Genomic DNA, 19787 nt, shown 5'->3' on the forward strand with positions numbered 1-19787 from the left:
TGCTCCTATTCTGGACGCCTGTGGCGGCGTGAGTAGATAAATTCATTTGACCAGGTGCTTGTAAGGCGCATAATCAATACCGTTCTTCTCCAGGAAGGTGATCAGGAACCTGTTGTCACGCCGGGGCGTGGCAATAATGTACCCTTGGATACAGTGCTCACGGGTAACCTCCGTTGCATGGCTCTCTACAGCCAGCTTGCCGATCTCGGCAGCGATAGAATGCTTGGCAATGTCGCGGAATGGACTAGGCACCGGCTGTACAAGCTGGTCCAGAAAAGACTTCATCTCGTCGCTCCACAGCGGACGGCTGCGTTCCACCCAGTAGTTCTGCCAGTCCAGCTTGGATTTGCCGTCAGCCTTGGGCAGCACCTTCAGAAATTTGCGGAACATAAAGTAGCCGCCGATACACATGCAGCCCAGCAGTAAAAAAGTCCAAAATGCGATGGAGTTCATAAACCAGTTGCTTGGAGACGTGGACAATAAGCTTGAGGGTAAATGGAAATGCATGAATACACCGCCTTTGACAATGATGATTGTCACTTTCCTTTTGCTCCTCTTGAGTATAGCGTATTTCCTTAGGTTTGCGAAGCGGAAGCGGCCTTTCGGGGCTTGCCTAGATTTATTCTTCCGATCACGGTAGAATAAGGGTTAATTCGTGAAGGAAAGAGGGAAATTAAGCATGCTGAAAATAGGTTCACATGTGTCCTGCGCGGACAAGGGTCTCCTGAGCGCGGCCAATGAAGCAAATGAGTACGGATCTACCTCGTTTATGATATATACGGGAGCGCCGCAAAATACGCGCCGGAAGCCGATTGAATCGATGTTCCCCGAGGAAGGCAAGCAGAAGATGCGGGAGAATGGCGTCGGAGAGATTGTGGTTCACGCCCCTTACATTATTAACCTGGGCTCCTATAAGGAGAATACCTACCAGCTGGCAGTAGATTTCCTGCAGGAGGAGATCCGCCGGACCCATGCGCTTGAGGTTAAGCATATCGTCCTGCATCCGGGTGCATTCACTGATAAGGATGCTGATTACGGCATTCAGCGTATTGCAGACGGCCTGAATGAGGTGCTGGGCGGTACGAATGAGACCGATGTGCATATCGCACTGGAGACGATGGCTGGTAAAGGCACAGAGATCGGCCGCACCTTCGAGGAGCTTGCCTCCATTATAGATAAGGTCGAATTTAATCAGCGGCTATCGATCTGTCTTGACACCTGTCACATTCATGATGCCGGATATGACATCGTGAACGATCTGGATGGGGTGCTGAAGAAGTTCGATGATACCATCGGCTTGGAGCGGCTCGGCGTGATCCATCTTAATGACAGCAAGAACCCGCGCGGAGCGGGCAAAGACCGTCATACACCGATTGGCTCCGGCTACATAGGATTCGAGACGATCAACAATGTAGTCCAGCATGAAGCACTCGCAGGTCTGCCGTTTATTCTGGAGACACCCTGGATCGGCAAGGATGCCAAGAAGCTCCGTCCCATGTATGAAGTAGAAATCGCCCTGCTGCGAGGCAATGTTGCTGAACGCTTCGGAGCGGAATTCCTGCAGGAGCTGGAAGAGCTGCATGCCTTTTTTGCCAAGCAGGAGCTGGATTCCCGCCGTTATGTGCTGGATGTGTGGGAGCTGCTCAAGAATGACGCCAAGGCTAAGAAGGCAGATCCCCGTGAACCGCTGGAGCGTCTCTATGATCAAGTCATAGCTGCCGGACTATTCCCTCAGCTTAGTGAGGAAGCCGTTAATCACCGGCTGATCGCCTGGCTGGCAGGCAAACAACTGCTCGTGAAGGCATAGACCCGCATAGATAACGCAAGCAGATGAGAGGATGAACCGAGAACTATGGAATTACATGTGAAGAGAGAGCATTCAACAGGCAGACCCTACCCGGAGCGGGCGCGTATGCTCATATCTTGTCCTGACGGACCTGGGATTGTAGCGGCGGTATCGCATTTTTTGTATCAGCATGGCGCGAACATTGTGCAGTCGGACCAATATACGATGGACCCGGACGGCGGAATGTTCTTCATGAGAGTAGAGTTTGATCTGCCTAAGCTGGATGAGCGGCTGGAAGAGGTACGTAACATCTTCGGCGGTGTTGCCGAACGCTTCAAGATGAACTGGCAGATTTTCAAGGTAAGCCATAAGAAGCGGCTGGCGATCTTCGTCTCCAAGGAGGACCATTGTCTGGTGGAGCTGCTCTGGCAGTGGCAGGCGGGTGACCTGGATGCAGATATCGCGCTTGTGGTCAGCAACCACACTGATATGCAGGGTTATGTGGAATCTTTCGGCATTCCGTTCCATCACATTCCGGTTACCGCAGAGACGAAGGCTGAAGCTGAAGCGCGTCAACTGGAGGTTATCGGTGAAGATATCGATGTCATTATACTGGCCCGGTACATGCAGATTATTTCCCCTTCATTCATCGAGCATTACCGGCACCGGATCATCAATATCCATCATTCGTTCCTGCCTGCCTTCGTCGGTGGTAAGCCGTACGCACAGGCCTATCAGCGCGGAGTCAAGATCATCGGGGCGACTGCCCATTACGTGACCGAGGAGCTGGACGGCGGGCCGATTATCGAGCAGGACGTTCAGCGGGTCAGCCACAGTGATGATGTGAATGAGCTGAAGCGCATTGGACGTACCATTGAGCGGGTGGTTCTGGCCCGTGCCGTCAAATGGCATATTGAGGACAGAATCCTCGTGCATCACAATAAAACAGTAGTATTTAATTAATCAGCTAATCTTGCCTTAACCATTACAACCACTCCGGTAAAAGTCAGCAATCCTGCGTAACGCAGGGGATATGGAACATCGTTCTGGCCTGGCTTTTACCGGCATTCATCTTCAGCGGGAGCTTCCCGCAGCCTCAGGCTTCACAACCTCACAAGGATAATCTAATACACTTCTCAACCACTAAGGTAAAAAAGCATTTTACCGGCATTTTGGACACACGCGCCAAAGTGTATTTTGCTATGTGCAGAAATCACATTCAAAGGGGGTAAAGGGCTTGTCAACAAAACGCGGACGTCTATTAAAACGCAATTATTTCTTCGCCGGACTCATCCTGCTCATCGGCTTCGGCGGACTACTCGGCTATGATCTGTATTTCAAGCCTTATGTACTGTCACAGACCGTCGTCAAAATCAAGGTGGAAGGCGGGGGCTTCCTGCCGAAGAACCATGAGCTGACAGCGGAGAATCTCTATCTGGATTCCGTACAGACCAAAGACATCCCGGCAGGGGTCGTCCGTAGGCTGGAGCAGGTGGAACAGAAGATTACGAATGTTAATCTGACGGATGGCAGCATTCTGACCGAGTCGCTGGTGGATGTAAGCGAGCTGGAGCCACAGCAGGACGAGGGGATTTTCCCGATTCCCAAAGACGCGATCTATGCCATCAACGGTTCTCTCCGCAGCAGGGATAAGGTAGATATCTATTTGGTAGAAGGAGACTTACGCGCAAAAGAACGCAGAGGATACAGTCCGGCTGCTGCTGCATCTGTAGCTACTCCCGGAGGGGAAAAGGCCACAGACGCTTCCTCCCTGTTGGAAGCAGAGGTTCCGCCCGAGGTACCTGCGCGCAAAGTATTCTTAAGCGGAGTGACCGTAAACTACGTGCGTACGGAAGATAACAACGACGTACTCGACTCGGAGAACGGCAATAACAATAACCGTTTTACTTCAACCGGGAAGGTGGCAGCCCCGGAGCTGAAGCTGAAGAAGAGCGACGGTGAGCTGCTGGGAGCTTATCTCGAGCAGGGCAAGAAGCTATGGATTGTCCGGGTGGAGTAGAAGAGCAGACAGAAAGGAGGAGGAATAAACTTGAGAATATTCAGTCTGGGTATAGATCAGTTGACGATTAATGAGATTAAGCTGGCAGGCTTCACCGTTATTGCCCAAAGTGTGCTGCCGGAGCCTGTGCATGCCGGAGGGCATCTGTTAATGGTAACGAGCGAGCAGGTGCCGGTAGCAGAATTAAGAGAGCTGAGAGGGAGGTATCCAGACTCTTCAATTTTGTACATCTATCTGCAAAAGGGGGTGCGGGGTTACCAGGCCATACATATGCAGTGTGAGAGTCTGGGCATATTCTTCATGCCTCCGCGCTGCACCTCAGCGGCAATCATCGATAAGCTGCGCTATATGCTTGAAGATGAGCACAAGGAGAGCGGTAATCTGGTAGGCTTCTTCGGCTCGGGGCCAGGGATTGGCTGCACGAGTATTGCCAAGCTGTTCGCCAGGAGGATTGCCGCTTCAGGGCTGCGGGTGATTATGCTCGGTCTCGACCTGTACGATCCGGGCTATGACCGGAAGGCAGCGGTTAGTCTGGACAGGCTGCGGCCGCGAATTACCGGTAAAATGCTGCATGATGAGGACTTCAGCGCGCTGGTGAAGCAGGAAGGCTATGCCTATCTGCCCGGGAACTTCGATTATCTAAGCGCCCAGGATTATCAGGAGGAGGAAATCGAATATCTGCTGGCGAGAGCAAGTGAAAGTGCTGATGTGGTGATCGCGGATTTCGGTTCGATTCCCGAGAGTGCCGCGTGGTATGTGGGGATGCAGAAGTCGGTGCTGCGCATGATCGTTACACACCCGCGGCATGAACACAGGCTGCAGCCCCTGATGGAGCTGGCCGGACATATGGACCTGCATCCGCAGGACTTCCAGTGGATAATCAACCGCAGCAATGTGGAGGAGCTAACATCACCGAAGAGCCTGGCCCTGCGTTTTGGCAGCGAGCTTCTGCTGGAGCTTCCGTATTATCCATCTTTTCCGGAGAGCCTGCCACTGGGCAAAAAAGAGCTTCAGCAAGTGGACGATAAGGTCCACGCATTGCTTGTATCACTGGGCCTCGCCCAGGAAACCCGCAAGAAGGGGATATTTCAATGATGAACAACAAGGATGACAGCTTGCCGTTACAGCAGAGGCGGGTGCTGTCCGGATGGACTCCGCTGGACCCTGAGCAGGGCAGGCGGCAGGAACAACAGGATGAGAGCTTACAGGCGGTGCCTGGACTCGCGGACGGAACGCAGAGCAGACGGCTATTCTCACTGAAGCAGAGTGTACTGCGTACCAGCAAGCCCGGCAAAGAGGACTTCTACAGCTTCCTGCACACCATGAAAAGTGAAATGAACGCCGGGCTGGAGCGTGAGGATGACGGCTATTTCGAACTGAATGCGAAGGCGCTGGTTGGTGATCCGCAGGCGGTCAGCTTTTTCATGAACGAGATTGAGAAATACCTGCGCCGGACCCCGTTTACCGGAAAAGTGCCGGAGGCTTACCGCACAGCCGCTGAAGCGCTGTTTCATGAATGGAAGGGCTTCGGCCCCGCCTACCGCTGGTTCACAGACCGAGCCTATAGCGAATCCACCGGACTGCAGATGATCGGGCGGCAAATTTTTTATAACCATCAAGGCAGGTTCGTGGCGTATCCCTATGAGATGCCTTCGCTGGACCGGGTGGAGCAGCTTAAGCGTTCTCTTCTCAAAAGTGATCCGGGCAAGAAGCTTAACAAGGATAATCCTTCTGTTGAATTCAAAATGGATGATCCTCTCTGGCCCGGCCGGTTCATTCGTCTAGCCATCTGGGTCTCCCCGCGGGTATGGGAGGGCTTCACTACTATCTCACTGCGGCGGCAGGTCGTTGAATTTCTGGATCTGGATGAGCAGGCTGGCACGGAATGTATTCCTGCGGAAGCGATTGAGCTGATCCGTGCACTTACCGGGACGTTTCGCAACACGATTATCGCGGGGGCGGTAGGCTCAGGCAAAACCACTTTTGCCAACACGATCGTCGGCGAGCAGCTGCTCGGCTCCTCTTCCTGCATGGGCGTCGTGATGATCGAGAAGCATCCGGAGTCGATTTTACCGTATCAGATCAAAGGTCACCGGATTATTCCCATCCAAGCTTCCAACGAAGAATTGATGGAGGTCGGAGTGGAATCGCTGCGGCATGACCCGAACATTCTCTATATGACGGAGATGCGTTATATCGAGTGGGAATTCTATCTGTGGAGCGGGGAGAAGGGCTATGACGGCATTACGGGTACCTTTCATACCGTAGATTCAGAGGATATTCCCTATCAGGGCGCGTTCGCTGTATCTACACGGATCGGCGGCAGCCTGAAAGGGCATTTAATCTCAGCGCTGAAATCCTGTGAGCTGGTATTCATTCTGGAGAGTGTCCCGGATGGGAAGAAACGGCTGGCGCGTATCTCCGAGGTCTTTTATGAAGAGGCCAGTAATTCAGTCTTCGCCAATGATCTGATGCGCTGGGAACCGGAGCAGGCGGACTGGACCTATAATGACAAGCTGACCCAGGCGCTGATCGATAAGATGAAGAAGAAGAATGCCAGAGCGGCACGGATGCTGCTGCAGGAGCTTGGACATCTCGCTGCGCAGAAGCCGATGATTGACCCGCTGAAGGAAAGTCTGAAGTCCAAAATCGTTTTGAACGAATGAGAGGAGGGAGAGCCTGTGGGGCTGCTGTTCTATATCATCCAGTTTGTGCTTCACTTACTCGTTGCAGGCGGACTCTGGCTGCTGGTCAAGCCGCTGATTGAGCGGCATCTATGGCAGTGGGGTCAGAAGCTGGATCTGCGGATGAATCTACGAATGAGCTTGTTCGGCCACAAGGTCAGCAGCGCGAAGAGGAAAATGTGGCTGTACCGCCATCTGGATGATCTGCTGTATTTTGCCCATAAGCGATATGAGCCGGGGATCAGTGTGCTGCGCTTCGTCACCCGTTCGGGGATGCTGTTCCTCGGGGTATTCCTATCGAGCCTGCTGACTCTTAAAGAGCTGCCGGGGCAGATGAGCTTCAGCAATCCTTTTCTGGAAGGCATGGTGTTGAATGACGGCGTACCTGTGGCGAATGCCTGGCGGCTTCCGCTGTTTCTGGCAGTGCTCTCCGCCTGTATTCCTTATCTGCGAATGAGATATTCCTATGCCCAGCGCAAGGTGCGGGGGAGCTACGATCTGCTCGATGTGATCAAAATCGCCACCAAATTCACGCATTTGTCTGCGGATTCCATTTTGTCCAAGACCAGTGACTTGCTGCCGGTGGAGAATGTGCTGAAGACGCCCTTGAGGCTGCTGGGGGCAGCGTTCGCTGGCTATAGCAATGAACGGGAGCTGAACGAGGAAGCCGGGCGTTTTGCCGGAGCGATTGGCACGACGTTTGCCGTAGAATTCGTATCGGACCTGCTCTATTGCGAGAAGGAGGGCACCCGTTATCTCAAAAGCTCGCTCATGACGCTTAACCGCTCCATGGAGCTGCAACGGGAGACTATTCTGACGGTGAAGGCCAGCAGCCGGGATACAATCAGCCTGGGACTGTACGGTAATCTGATAGTGCTGGTATCTTCTGTGGGAACGTTCATGTACATGCTGAAGCCGGATGTGTATTTCAAATTGCAGTTCGAGACAACGATTGGACTTACATTTATGATGGTGATCCTGACGGGCCTATTCATCTCGTTCATGATCAGTACCATCCTCGCCAGACCCAGACTGGACTACCATTAAGGTGATGAATGATGGATAGATTACTACTTTTGATAGCTGTAACAGGTATTGTGTATCTTGCCTTACTGGTCTTTGTCAGCAGCAGCAGCCGTCAGGAACGGTATGTGCTCCGTCTGGGCCAGCAGTGGAAGGCTTTAGGGGAACGTGTGCACAATGAGCGGCTGCAGCAATTGCTCAATCAGAGCGGACTCTCTATATCCGCAGCCAGAATCACCCTGTTCCGATATGCGGCGGCTTTCCTCTATCTGCTGGCCCAGGTAACGGGAGACTTCTTACGTTCAGAGCCGATGTCCATATACGATCCTCTGATTGCTCTGCTGATTCTCGTAATTACCAGCCCGCAGCGGGCGCTGCCGTTCGGTTGGGTGCTGAGCTGGCTGCATCAGAAGACACTGATTCAAAAAGACGGGGAGCTGATCTCCTTCATTCGTCTCTATGAGAACAACCGTCTGCGCAAGCGGGGGTATGTGGAATTTGGCGCCTTCTGCGCCGGGACGGCCAACCATTTCAGTTACATCCGCCAGGATCTGTATGAGTTGTCGGAGCGGGCGGTGGATGAGGGGACGGAGCGGGCCATTGAATGGTTTTGCAGCAAATTCCCGGAGAACCACATGTTTATCAACGATATCCGCTCGATTCTGCTTGCGACAGAAGGGATGGATGATGACCATGAAGCAGCGAAGTATCTGCAGGAGCAGGGCAAAATTATTACCAAAATCTCAAGTGATCAATATCTGAAGAAGTGGTCCTTTATCGGGGACATTTCCACGATCATCAATGTCATTCCGTCGATCGCCACCTTTCTGATGATTGTGTCGCTGGCGATGCAGTACATTATGCTGATCAAAGGGAATTTTAACGGCGTAGGGATGTTCCAATGATCAATTTAGGCAAGCTGGCAGCAAGAAAATGAACGAAGTGAAATTTTTGTTATATTCAAGAATCATTTTAAAATATACAATCAAAAGGGAGATATTAACAATGAAAAAAGACGCTATTTCTACCGGGTTATTTATCGCTATCGGATTTCTGTGTGTGGCTATCGTAATTGCCGTATTGATTCCTGTGGTACGGGACGTAATCGATAAAGCAGATGACAACAGACCTGATATTCCGGCGGTTAGTATGATTCAGCCCGCAGTTTCTGTGGAAGCGGCAGTAACGTATACGATCGCCAGTCCGTTGGTGTAACAGAGATGAAGAAGGACTCGATTTCCGTCGCGCTGTTTCTGGCTATTGGCTTTGTGGTTGCCGGAATTTTTATCGCTGGGGCTACAAGCATGATCGGCGGCAGCCAGGATGATATTATTACCCATGTCAAAGCTGTCGAGAAGTATTAAAAGGAGGCGCTGCGCTTGAAGGCAACCGTCCTCCGGGCCTTGTTCATGTGGCTGGTGTTGTTCATTATCCTGCAGCCGATTTTTACGTACATCGATTATTTGCTCGACCTGCAGGTCAAAGCCAACACCTCGTATATCACGCAAAAGGCAGCAACAGAAGGGATGGTCACTGCCTCCATGAAGGCTGAGGTCATCTCTAACCTGAAGGCTGTAGGATTTCCCGAAGGCTCGATCAAAATAACCAGTGGAACAGAAGTGATCCTAGAGCGCAAACAGCGGATTGATGTGTATGTAACCGCACCGCGGGTGAACCTGTTCCCCTACAATTTCTCCGGCGTATCCCAGCCGACACAGTACTATGGACATGGCTCGATCATGAGTGAATATCTCGATTAATTAAGGGATGAAGCTAACCTATGGATTATATTATCAAACTGGCCTTTGTCCTCTTGATCTTTATTTATTCCTGGTTTTTTCAGATTCAGAATCAGGAATGGGACCAGGTGCGCAGCATGCTTAAGGATGCCAATAATATGGCCGTCCATGACGCATCACAGGAGTTGAACGAAGCAGCGAAGGCCCAAGGCCGTCTGGTCATTGACCCCGCTGAGGCTTATGCCACCTTCCGCCACACCCTGCAGAGTAATCTGGGACTGGATGACGGCTTATCCCCCATAGCGGGGAGCCGGCTTCAGGCTCAAGTGAAGATCGTCAAGTTCGACATCGTGGATGAATCTACGGGCGATACTTTTCCGCTGCTCTATGAGGACAGTACTTACGGCATCACCAAATACATACAAGGTCCTTCGGTCATTGCCGTGATTCAAACGCAGCACCCGGTGCTGATCTCCAGAAGCAAGGTTCAAGAGGCGATCACGGTACCGGCGGTTCAGGAGTATAAATTTAATATGTAAATCAGGATAATTGCGGCCAGCCCTTAGGCGAACCTTAGCAGGCCGCACAAACTACTAAAGGAGAGATTTACATGAAAAAGATAATGATGAAAGCAATGTTAGCAACCACACTGTTGGCGGGTTCGATTCTAGGGCAAGTGGGATCTGCACAGGCAGCTGCTGCGGCGAAGCCGGCAGCCCCAATTATGAGAGACAACCTTTCTAAGTATGGGTTGGTGAAGGATGTGGAGCTGCCGGTTACAGTTACGGCCGGGGGGCTGAGCTATACGCTGGAGAAGATTATGATCTTTGATTCCAAGTCGAAGGATGCTCAGGCACTGGCTAAACAATATGGTTACAACTTAGATGGATTTCAGTATTTTGTTTGGACGAAAATCACTGTAGAGAATAAAAGCACGAAAGTTATTCAAAGAAACTCAAAGGATTTGAGTGAAAAGTGGCGTTTGAACTTCGGAGATCTTTCCACAGGAGAAGCATTTAGCATTTTGCCAGAAAGTAGTTACTACAGTGTGAACAATAAAAATGCGCTTTGGACATGGGTATTGAAACCAGGGGAAAAGTTGAGTTCGTACCAGGGGTATTTATACAGTGGCAAGTTCAACTATTTTAAATTGAGTGCAGATTACAATGGTCAATTTGTTTCAAAATACATTGTAGAGCCGGAAGCGTAAGGGGACAAGTAGATGAAAACTAAACAACTTTGGATTGCTGCATTGGCTATCCTGTTAGCTTTTGGGCTACTTGTGCCAACTCTCACCTATTCTGCAGAGAGTACAGGGGCCAAGCAAGGCAGCGTCAGCATACCGGTGACAACCGGGTTAACCGGCTCAGGAAATAGCGCGAAGACGTTCTATCTGGATATGCCCAGCGGGGTTACTGGCCCCGCGATTAAGGCAGGGACATTGAAATATTCAGGAAACAATAGTGTTGTAGGGGCCCTCACTATCGAGAACGGGAAGATCAAGGTTACGCTGAAGGGTAACGTGAAGGATGAGAGCTTTCCTGTGAAGGGGACAAAGAGTGGATTTGAAGATCCTTTTGTGAGCACCCCTGGCAATTCAATCTGGCGCTATGCAGATGGACGGCGTTGGCAGATCAATGATTACAAAGAGGACAAGGGGTACAACGAAAGCTACAACAAAAACGCAGAAGATTACGGAATGCCCTCTGCTAATCCACCTAAAACAACGGTTTCAACGAAGTCTGATCCCAAGAGTCCTAGTGCAGCAACTTGGTATAAGCTGGATCAAACTCCGGTTCCATATAGTAGTGTGATTCAATCTAGCATCAAGCTTCATCCTGGTGATCTTTTAGGCGATACTGGAAAAGTCAGTGTTAAGAACGGTAAATTCGTAGTTACGTATGAGGTTCCTTCTAGAAATAAAAATCCCGAACAAGTGTCTGATAACTTTCCTAAAGGACAGTGGGTAGAGGGACGGTTGTATTACGTAACCCTCCCGTATTACTTCGACGCCGAAGCCAAAGTCACATCCTACAGCTACGCCGGTTCGGTCACCTTCGATTACGCCCCACCAGACCAAGCAACTTTAAACGGCACGGCCACCCTAGAGAAGCCAAGCCCGAATCCAATCAAACTGGAGGGCAGCAAGGTCGATGTGAAGATCAACGTTAAAGGCGAGCTGCTGGGTTACACGAATTCCTCTAACATCGAGGAATGGGTATTCTATGCCCGTGAAAAGGATGGGTCCGCTAAAGCTGATATGAAGAAAGAATACGGTAAAATGCTCACCGCATCGAAAAGCTTTGACTTCCAGATCCCGGCCAGCCGGGTGACCGGTGACAGCTTCAAGCAGGATTACGCGCTGACAGTGATTATTCGGTTCAAGAATCCGGTGGTTACCAAGTCCGGTTCGATAACCTCCCTGGAACAGAAAATGGAAGTCTCGGCCGGGGTGTATAAGAAGGACAACCCCATTACCTATCCATCCATACCGGGCACACCGAGCAAGCCGGAAGGCAAACCACCGATTGCCCGCATCAGCGCACCCAAGTACGTCAAGGCTGGTTCTGACATGATGATCTACGGGGGAGCTTCCTCCGATCCGGACGGCTACATTACGGACTATGCCTGGGGAACTCCTGGAGCAGAGGGCGGGATTGAAAATACAGCCAGAGGCTATGTGTGGTACACACGGGATAAGGTTGGACAGACATTCCCCATAATGCTTACCGTTGTCGATAATGACGGGTTGATCGGGAGCACCAGCACCGAGGTAACGGTCATTGAGCCGACCCCATCCGCAAGCCTGGAGATCACCGGGGCGCTGAAGCAGAATCGCAAAACCACGCTCACCAACAGCAGTACCAGCCCGAACCGGTTCCCGATCATTAAGTCCAAAACCCAGGTCACGATCAGCGCCGTCAGCGGCGGAACCAATGCAGACATCAAATACAGTGGTAGTCTGGCCGAACTGGAGAGTAAGGATGTACTCTTCCGGAAGCCGGGCAAATACAAAGCGACCATTCACGTAGAGAATACAGCCGGCTATGGTGCAGATGGTGAAATCACGTTCGATATTGCACCGGATGAAGTACCAAGTGTGTATTTTGACATTCCCCAAAAAATGTATCGCGACCCGGAGAAGGGGAACAAAGCAATCCTACAAATTATGGACAGATCCTTCTCAACAGACAAGGACGACCTGAACCGGCGAATCTGGGAGTACCGTTATGACTCCAATAATGACGGGCGGTTTACCGATGAGAATTGGGAGATCTTCAATAATGGAAATGAGATTAATCCTAAGCTGGAATTGACTCAGGTAGGGAGATATGAAATCCGGCTGACGGTCTTTGAAGAGTTTGGCCAGCCGACCATTGAGGATTACGTGACGGAAGCGGACCGGCGCTCTGCAGATTCGTATACCGATCCCATCAAGCAAGCATTGGTGGAGCGGACGATAGAGATCGATAACCGCGCGCCGGAAGTCGATTGGGATTTGTAAGGGGGAGACACGCAGACCATGAAGAGGATTCATTTTTTCAAAAGAAGCATCATATTACTTATGACCTATCTGCTGCTGATTCCCGCACTTCCGCAGCCTGCAGTCGAAATGACAGGGCTGGTTAGTACAGTGCAGGCTGCAGAGGACAATTTCATTTATTACCGGGATATTATCTTTGAAGCCGGGCGAGGGGGACATGGCAATCAACAAGATAGGGTTGTTATCGACTTCCCTGCGCTGAAGGTGACCAATCTTAAATTTAATAAAACGACCAAAAGAATGACCTATGATATTGTTCCAGGATCTAACTTACATGTCACCTATACAACGGGAAGACCTGACGGTGGCGGATATACTGAGCCCATGGAAATCGAAATGTGTAGTTCCATTTATACCAAAGAGGCGTACCAGTATGAATTAAACAGAAATGCTTATGGTGATGATAATAACTGGAGCTGTAATGATCCTAGAACACCTGACTATTATGGTATGTATTATAACTGGTCAGCAGATTGGGGAAAGTTACACATCAATGCAGTAGCCTCTCCGGGATTTTACATGCCTGCAGTTCTCGATTTAGATATGTCCAACCTACGGAACTTAATGGCGAACCCCTATCCTAATGAATATGCACAAGGATATAACTATTATCAGCCAAGTGATTATACTCCAGGACTGGATAAAGATCCAGAAATGTTCCGCATTCGAGTGTTGGCTTGGACAAAAACCTATTGGTGGTCGCCGTACATGACTAGAGTAGCTCAATTGATACCCAATTATGCCCCTAGCCTGTCGGTAGGAACAGCAAATGGAATTACCCTGGTTAATGCTCCGGGCCTCAGCGGAATCAACATAGAGGGGTATGTCAGCGATCCAGATAACGAGGACGTTACCGTCACGGCTGAGATCCCTGGTGTCTTCTACAAGAAGACGGTGGTCCCTCAAGCCAAGATGTCCAAACCATTCAATATCCCGCTGGATGTGCTGCAAGACTCGATACCGCCGGGAACCTACACCATGAACATCACAGCCTCCGACCCGTCGGGGATGACCGCGAAGGCTGCGCTTACGATCAATGTCAGACAGCAGATGAGGAACAAGTCCTTTGTCCTGGTCAATACCCCTGTAGAAACCAGAACGAAATTCTTTGACTCGGAATGGGACCCTAAACGGGAAGAGCGGTACAGATTTGATCATGACCCCTACTTCTTTGACAATTCGATGGGGATCATTTGGGATTCCGGATTATGGCGAAGTTCATCCTACACGACCTTCCCGTTTAGCGGTTCCTACGTGGCCACGTTCCAGGGGCGTGACAATCCCAAGGATGACGACCGGTTCGATGTGTACCGGAAATGGAGCCGGAATAACCTGTCTTCGATGACCTTCCATGTACACCGGAAGCCGATTGCTTTGTTCAGTGCCAGGCTGTCAGGCGGATGGCTGCAGATCACGGACAGCTCCTACGACTTGGATCATGTCACCGCCTCTAATAAAGGGATCATGGACTGGCAATGGCAATATAAGAAGACGGAAGGGCAAGTCTGGACGGATGGATATCCGCCGGCACAGCTACCGACCAATGACCAGTACGATATCCGGCTAAGAGTGCGGGACATCGATGGCGAGAACGGGGTTGGCGTCTGGAGTGACTGGTCACAGCAAACGGTGGGTGCGGCCGGCAATCTGCCGCCGGTAGCGCTGTTTACCGTAGAGCCCAACATCGTATCGTACCGCAAAGTTACCACCATCACTGATAAGTCCTTCGACCCGGATAATGATCCACTCGATGTGTATAACTGGACGGTGATCAAAGATGGCTGGCAACAGGTATGGAGTCATTCGGGTGGTGCGGCGGTGCCGCCGAATATCGCAGCCTATGGCGTGGGGACGTATCAGTTAACCCTTCAGGTCCATGATAACCGCGGGCTATGGTCGCAGCCCTACAGCCAAACGGTACAAGTCCTGAATCACCCGCCAGCAGCTGCCTTCAATATGCCGGTGGAAGTGTACCGGGATACGGTCATTACGATGGAGAATATGACACCAGACCCGGATGAGGATGGGGATTGGCTAAGCTATGCCTGGAACGCCCGGATCAATAGCAGCCCGTACTATTATGCCGGAGGTAACCGAAACCAGGTGATGACCATCCGGGATCTGATCGCGCGTAGCGGCATTGCACCACAACAAGCTATTTCAGATGGCTGGGAAATGCGCCTGACAGCTTCAGACGGGTCGCTTTCCTCTAATGCGACACGGACGTTCAAAGTCCTAAACCATGTGCCTACGGCCGCCATTAATGGTCCTGCAACGGCGTATCAGTTTGATACGAAGCAGTTCACATCATCTGATAATGATGGAGATCCATCGGATATCGCCAGTCTTCAATATTTTTGGAAGGTGACAGACAGCGACAGCACCACCAAATTATATAAGACGCCCAGCATCGAAATCAGCTTCCCGGAACCGGGGATATATACCCTGGAGCATTGGGCGGTGGACCAGATCGGAGCGAAGTCCAACATCGACACGCTAAAAGTGAATGTAATCAAAAACGAAGCCCCGTCCATGACAATTACTTCTCCTCCAGGTACAGTCGCGAGCCCAACGGTCCTGGATGCAGAAAAGCAGGGGGACCCGTTGATTCAGTGGACCTACTCCGATCCGGAGAATGATCCTCAGGAAAAGTACAGGCTTGAATTTTTCACCAAAGAAGGGTTATCGGAAAAAACGGTAGAGAATGCAGATGGCAGCGGATCGATCCGTCAGTATCAAATGCCTAACCTGACATTTAATCGCTTCGAGTATTTTACAGTGTTGGGACGATCCTACTCCAAAGGCTCCTGGTCTGAAATCTCCAACGAAAAAGCCTTCATCATCGACAATCCGCCCCAGCCGGGATTCACCCTCATTACGGATACCGGAAAGGATGCGGCGAAGGTACCGATCTACCGGACGGATGTTCTGAACATTCAAAGCACAGCAACAGATGCAGATATTCCGAAAGGAGACACCATAAGTCATCAGTATTTCTTGAAACCGGCGGCTGGTGTAGAGGGGCTTGTGAGCACAGAAGGCGATTTTAACAAAAAGTTTACTACAAACGGTACCTTTACGTATCGGCAGCTTGTTACGGACTCTCTGGGACTGTTCAGAGAGCTGTCCCATAGCATTACCGTGTTGAACCGGTTGCCCAAGGTCTCAATTACCTATCCGACAAGTGACAGCCCCAACAAGCCTACTATTGCCAGCACGCTGACACCAATCATCAAGTGGGATTATCAGGATGAGGACGGGGATCAGCAGCAGCGCTTCCGGGTGCGGATAATTAATCTGGCCACAGGTGCGGTTAAGGTACAGTCCGGTGACCAGGGTTCAAGTTCAAAACAATGGAAGGTACCGGATGGAGCCTTAGCAGAGTACGAAAAATATGCTGTAGAAGTTGAGGTCTTCGATGGATTTGATTGGAGTGTTGTGTCCGCAAGAAAGTACTTTATGGTTAACCTGCTTAGCATCAAGGGGGCTGTCCGTCATACAGAGGAGTGGAATGGCAATCGTCAGGCGTACAATATGAAGCAGAGCGGCTCGCCTGAAAGTCCGCGGGGGTATAGTGTCTATTGGGCTGGCGAGAAATTTGTGCTGCAGGGGACAGCTACCGGACTGCCGGATACCGTGCAAGTCACAATGACTGGAGGATACACGGCTGCGCTGAGTCCGACCGGGAGTGACAAGACCTTATGGACGGGTGAGCTGGCCGACCCATCGTTCGAACAGCTGCCGGATGGTCCGGTTACTTTTACCTTTACCGCAACCAATGAGTATCAGACCAAGGTGGATACAGTGGCGGTAACGATTCTCGGAGATTGGACAGAATATTATCAGAGCCATCGTGTAAAATAACGCGGGACGCAATCCTTATGCCTTATGCGCTACTGTAATTTTGTTTTACTTGGCATCAAGCGGGCGGAGGGTGATCGTTCAGACGATTCCCTCGGTCCGTTCTTCATGCAGCCGCAGTCTCGGAGCCGCAAAATCTGCCGGATTAGTAGCTTGGGGGTTATGTAGACTGGAACCTCGGAGGGCCGCAGAATGACTCCGGTGCATATAGTAGGAGAGTTTGCCGCTGAATATTTTGTGAGCGCATAGAGATAAAGCGAAATCCTCCGGAGTTACGAAGCAGGAGGGCTTGGCTACCGGATGAACAGTAGTTTCCTCCAATACAGAGGCGACGAACTGGGAGCAGAAAAAGGCGTTCTCCCGGTCAATCCGGACGTTTAGCAGTACACCGACCAGACCGAGCAGATGATATTTATAACGCTCCTGATTCTGCATCATGCCCTGGACATGATTATACATGGTATTATATTCGTCTTCACTGACTCTGAGCTGGTAGATGGCACAGTCTGCACTGCTGTAGAACGGGTGAATGAAGTTCTCATGAATAAGTCCGGCGATGAACGGGTTGTACACTTTTTTCCGGCCGAAGCTGTAGACCTCACGCAGCTCACTGTCAAAGGCAATCGAGGCATGGTTCAGCTCTGCTTTGGTGAACCATTTAATAATTCCGCTGAAGGCCGTGCCTGTTCCGGTGAGCACAATATAAATATCTCTGTTTGCAGTCATCTTCTGAATTCCTTTCTGCTGGAAGTTATGGATAATCCGGCTAAAATTCCGCTGAGGTACCTCCATCTTACTGTATAAACCTGCTTTGTAAAACAAACTTTAGTCTTAATTAGAAACTAGACTTAAGGCTAAGTTTCTGGATTCCCCTCCGTATCTCCAAAAAGAACCTCCTGAAGCACCGTGAATCTGGCACAGGCGTGCATAGACCCGGCAGAAGCCGCTAAATATAAGCTGCGGCAAAAACAATTGGAAATGCTTCCACTTCCGTGATACAATAATAGTCAAAATGACATTCTTGATTCGAGGAGGATTATTGTAATGACTGAACAAGCAAAAGATCAAGCCATTCATAAAGCAGAAAACTCAACGGTGGACAACCTGGCCATCACTACAATCCGTACACTTGCCATTGATGCCATTGAAAAGGCAAACTCCGGACATCCGGGTATGCCGATGGGCTCCGCACCTATGGGATACCAATTGTTCGCCAAGACGATGAATCATAACCCGGACCACCCGACTTGGGTCAACCGTGACCGCTTCGTGTTGTCTGCCGGACATGGCTCCATGCTCCTCTACAGCCTGCTGCACCTCAGCGGCTATGATCTGCCTATGGAAGAATTGAAGCAGTTCCGCCAATGGGGCAGCTTAACTCCGGGACATCCGGAAGTCGGCCACACGGCCGGTGTAGATGCAACAACCGGACCGCTTGGACAAGGTATCGGTATGGCTGTAGGTATGGCAATGGCTGAAGCGCAGCTGGGTGCCACTTACAATAAAGATGAACATAACGTGATTGACCATTATACGTACGCCATCTGCGGCGACGGCGATTTGATGGAAGGGATCTCTTCCGAGTCTGCTTCACTTGCCGGACACCTGAAGCTGGGCAAGCTGATTGTAATGTACGATTCGAATGATATCTCCCTGGACGGCAAGCTGAACCTTGCATTCTCCGAGAATGTTGCTAAGCGTTTTGAAGCTTACGGCTGGCAGGTTCTGCGCGTAGAAGACGGTAACGATCTTCCTGCACTGGCTAAGGCTCTTGAAGAGGCTCAAGCAGACAGCAGCAAGCCTACGCTGATCGAAGTGAAGACGGTCATCGGCTACGGCAGCCCGAACAAGCAAGGTAAAGGCGGCCACGGCGGTACCCACGGCTCTCCGCTGGGTGCTGATGAAACGAAGCTGACGAAGGAATACTACAAATGGGTATATGAAGAAGATTTCTATGTACCGGATGAAGTCCGTGCCAGCTTCGCTGAAGTGAAGGCCAAAGGAATCGCCGCTAACAAAGCATGGGATGAGAAATTTGCAGCCTACAAAAAAGCATACCCTGAGCTTGCTGCACAGCTCGAAACTGCACTGAACGGTGAGCTTCCTGCAGGCTGGGATGCTAATCTGCCATTCTACAAAGCAGAAGACAAAGCTGTATCTACCCGTGTGGCTTCCGGTAATGCACTGAACGGCTTGACTGGCGGTATCCCGCAACTGGTTGGGGGTTCTGCCGACCTGGAGAGCTCGACCATGACGCACTTGAACGGTCTGTCCCAATTCACCTCCGAATCCTATGACGGCCGTAATATCTACTTCGGCGTACGTGAATTCGGAATGGCTGCAGCTATGAACGGGATTGCACTTCACACCGGTCTTAAGGTATTCGGCGGTACGTTCTTCGTCTTCACAGATTACTTGCGTCCGGCTGTCCGTCTGGCTTCCATCATGAAGCTGCCGGTAACCTATGTGCTTACCCATGACAGTATCGCTGTCGGGGAAGACGGTCCTACCCATGAGCCGATTGAACAGCTTGCTTCCCTGCGTATCATTCCGGGTCTTACGGTCATTCGTCCGGCTGATGCCAACGAAACCTCTGCAGCTTGGGCATACGCTATGGAGAATACCGCCAATCCGGTAGCACTGGTCCTGACCCGTCAGAACCTGCCGATCCTGGCTGGAACCGTAGACGGTGTACGCGATAACATCAAACGCGGCGGGTATGTGGTCTCCGACTCCAAGAACGGCACTCCACAGGCACAGATCATTGCTACAGGCTCTGAAGTACAGCTGGCGGTTAAGGCTCAGGCTGCGCTTGCCGAAGAAGGCATTGATGTTCGTGTCATCAGCTTGCCGAGCTGGGATCTGTTCGAGAAGCAGGATAAAGCATACCGCGATTCCGTTATCCTGCCTGAAGTGAAAGCCCGTCTGGCTATCGAAATGGCGCAAACCTTCGGCTGGGAACGTTATACAGGCGATCAGGGCGACATTCTGGGAATCACTACATTTGGCGCTTCCGCCCCTGGCGACACCGTAATCAGAGAATATGGCTTCACTGTAGAAAATGTAGTCAGCCGCGTAAAAGCGCTGCTATAATAGACGGATCTAACAAGTTTTGAACAAAGGGGAGAAT

General features: G+C 50.9%; 17 protein-coding genes. 15 read left to right on the forward strand and 2 right to left on the reverse strand.

The features are described from left to right. Window positions 1-42 precede the first annotated feature (42 nt). Entirely contained in the window at window positions 43-507 is a 465-nt protein-coding gene (locus MKX51_RS04825; RefSeq protein ID WP_036727891.1) for a DUF2621 family protein, read from the reverse strand. 172 nt (window positions 508-679) lie between these two features. On the opposite strand from MKX51_RS04825, the gene MKX51_RS04830 reads away from it, so the two are divergent. From MKX51_RS04830 to MKX51_RS04895, 14 genes are all read left to right on the forward strand, one after another. Further along, window positions 680-1807 (forward strand): deoxyribonuclease IV, encoded by a 1128-nt coding sequence (locus MKX51_RS04830; RefSeq protein WP_340991396.1) that lies wholly within the window; start codon window positions 680-682, stop codon window positions 1805-1807. Between the two features lie 45 nt (window positions 1808-1852). After that, window positions 1853-2749 carry a formyltetrahydrofolate deformylase gene (purU, locus tag MKX51_RS04835; RefSeq protein WP_340991398.1) on the forward strand — a complete coding sequence of 299 codons (897 nt, stop codon included), beginning with the start codon at window positions 1853-1855 and terminating at the stop codon, window positions 2747-2749. 274 nt (window positions 2750-3023) lie between these two features. Beyond that, a complete protein-coding gene (locus tag MKX51_RS04840; RefSeq protein ID WP_340991399.1) occupies window positions 3024-3806 on the forward strand; it encodes an SAF domain-containing protein in 783 nt (260 codons plus the stop codon). A gap of 30 nt (window positions 3807-3836) precedes the next feature. Continuing rightward, window positions 3837-4901 (forward strand): hypothetical protein, encoded by a 1065-nt coding sequence (locus MKX51_RS04845; protein WP_340991400.1) that lies wholly within the window; start codon window positions 3837-3839, stop codon window positions 4899-4901. Beyond that, a complete protein-coding gene (locus MKX51_RS04850) occupies window positions 4898-6472 on the forward strand; it encodes an ATPase, T2SS/T4P/T4SS family (RefSeq protein WP_340991401.1) in 1575 nt (524 codons plus the stop codon). The genes MKX51_RS04845 and MKX51_RS04850 overlap by 4 nt, the downstream gene beginning before the upstream one ends. A 15-nt stretch (window positions 6473-6487) precedes the next feature. After that, window positions 6488-7537 (forward strand): hypothetical protein, encoded by a 1050-nt coding sequence (locus MKX51_RS04855; protein ID WP_340991402.1) that lies wholly within the window; start codon window positions 6488-6490, stop codon window positions 7535-7537. Between the two features lie 11 nt (window positions 7538-7548). Further along, a complete protein-coding gene (locus MKX51_RS04860) occupies window positions 7549-8418 on the forward strand; it encodes a hypothetical protein (RefSeq protein WP_340991403.1) in 870 nt (289 codons plus the stop codon). Window positions 8419-8518: 100 nt separating this feature from the next. After that, entirely contained in the window at window positions 8519-8728 is a 210-nt protein-coding gene (locus tag MKX51_RS04865) for a hypothetical protein (protein ID WP_339313071.1), read from the forward strand. A 5-nt stretch (window positions 8729-8733) separates the two neighbouring features. Further along, complete coding sequence (locus tag MKX51_RS04870) at window positions 8734-8877, forward strand: hypothetical protein (protein WP_340991404.1); 144 nt, start codon at window positions 8734-8736, stop codon at window positions 8875-8877. A gap of 15 nt (window positions 8878-8892) precedes the next feature. Further along, window positions 8893-9273 (forward strand): hypothetical protein, encoded by a 381-nt coding sequence (locus MKX51_RS04875; RefSeq protein WP_339254249.1) that lies wholly within the window; start codon window positions 8893-8895, stop codon window positions 9271-9273. Window positions 9274-9293: 20 nt separating this feature from the next. After that, the gene (locus MKX51_RS04880) at window positions 9294-9791 is read left to right on the forward strand and encodes a hypothetical protein (protein WP_340991405.1); all 498 of its coding nucleotides are present in this window, start codon (window positions 9294-9296) and stop codon (window positions 9789-9791) included. 71 nt (window positions 9792-9862) lie between these two features. Then, window positions 9863-10462 carry a hypothetical protein gene (locus MKX51_RS04885; RefSeq protein ID WP_340991406.1) on the forward strand — a complete coding sequence of 200 codons (600 nt, stop codon included), beginning with the start codon at window positions 9863-9865 and terminating at the stop codon, window positions 10460-10462. Between the two features lie 12 nt (window positions 10463-10474). Beyond that, a complete protein-coding gene (locus MKX51_RS04890) occupies window positions 10475-12757 on the forward strand; it encodes a hypothetical protein (RefSeq protein ID WP_340991407.1) in 2283 nt (760 codons plus the stop codon). A gap of 747 nt (window positions 12758-13504) precedes the next feature. Continuing rightward, on the forward strand, window positions 13505-16660 hold the full coding sequence (locus MKX51_RS04895) for a hypothetical protein (protein ID WP_340991408.1): 3156 nt from the start codon (window positions 13505-13507) through the stop codon (window positions 16658-16660). Between the two features lie 78 nt (window positions 16661-16738). On the opposite strand, the gene MKX51_RS04900 is transcribed toward MKX51_RS04895, so the two are convergent. After that, the gene (locus MKX51_RS04900; protein WP_340991409.1) at window positions 16739-17383 is read right to left on the reverse strand and encodes a hypothetical protein; all 645 of its coding nucleotides are present in this window, start codon (window positions 17381-17383) and stop codon (window positions 16739-16741) included. Between the two features lie 318 nt (window positions 17384-17701). Here MKX51_RS04900 and tkt point away from each other — a divergent pair, with 318 nt between their 5' ends. Continuing rightward, window positions 17702-19750 carry a transketolase gene (gene tkt / locus MKX51_RS04905; protein WP_340991410.1) on the forward strand — a complete coding sequence of 683 codons (2049 nt, stop codon included), beginning with the start codon at window positions 17702-17704 and terminating at the stop codon, window positions 19748-19750. Window positions 19751-19787: the final 37 nt, after the last annotated feature.

The sequence above is a fragment of the Paenibacillus sp. FSL M7-0420 genome (assembly GCF_038002345.1).
Taxonomy (GTDB): Bacteria; Bacillota; Bacilli; order Paenibacillales; family Paenibacillaceae; genus Paenibacillus_AQ.

Coding starts and splice junctions, on each gene's coding strand:
- MKX51_RS04890 (WP_340991407.1), top strand. CDS start 10,475: ATGAAAACTAAACAACTTTGGATTGCTGCATTGGCTATCCTGTTAGCT.
- MKX51_RS04870 (WP_340991404.1), top strand. CDS start 8,734: ATGAAGAAGGACTCGATTTCCGTCGCGCTGTTTCTGGCTATTGGCTTT.
- MKX51_RS04830 (WP_340991396.1), top strand. CDS start 680: ATGCTGAAAATAGGTTCACATGTGTCCTGCGCGGACAAGGGTCTCCTG.
- MKX51_RS04895 (WP_340991408.1), top strand. CDS start 13,505: ATGACTAGAGTAGCTCAATTGATACCCAATTATGCCCCTAGCCTGTCG.
- MKX51_RS04900 (WP_340991409.1), bottom strand. CDS start 17,383: ATGACTGCAAACAGAGATATTTATATTGTGCTCACCGGAACAGGCACG.
- MKX51_RS04885 (WP_340991406.1), top strand. CDS start 9,863: ATGAAAAAGATAATGATGAAAGCAATGTTAGCAACCACACTGTTGGCG.
- MKX51_RS04865 (WP_339313071.1), top strand. CDS start 8,519: ATGAAAAAAGACGCTATTTCTACCGGGTTATTTATCGCTATCGGATTT.
- purU (WP_340991398.1), top strand. CDS start 1,853: ATGGAATTACATGTGAAGAGAGAGCATTCAACAGGCAGACCCTACCCG.
- MKX51_RS04825 (WP_036727891.1), bottom strand. CDS start 507: ATGCATTTCCATTTACCCTCAAGCTTATTGTCCACGTCTCCAAGCAAC.
- MKX51_RS04850 (WP_340991401.1), top strand. CDS start 4,898: ATGATGAACAACAAGGATGACAGCTTGCCGTTACAGCAGAGGCGGGTG.
- tkt (WP_340991410.1), top strand. CDS start 17,702: ATGACTGAACAAGCAAAAGATCAAGCCATTCATAAAGCAGAAAACTCA.
- MKX51_RS04860 (WP_340991403.1), top strand. CDS start 7,549: ATGGATAGATTACTACTTTTGATAGCTGTAACAGGTATTGTGTATCTT.
- MKX51_RS04880 (WP_340991405.1), top strand. CDS start 9,294: ATGGATTATATTATCAAACTGGCCTTTGTCCTCTTGATCTTTATTTAT.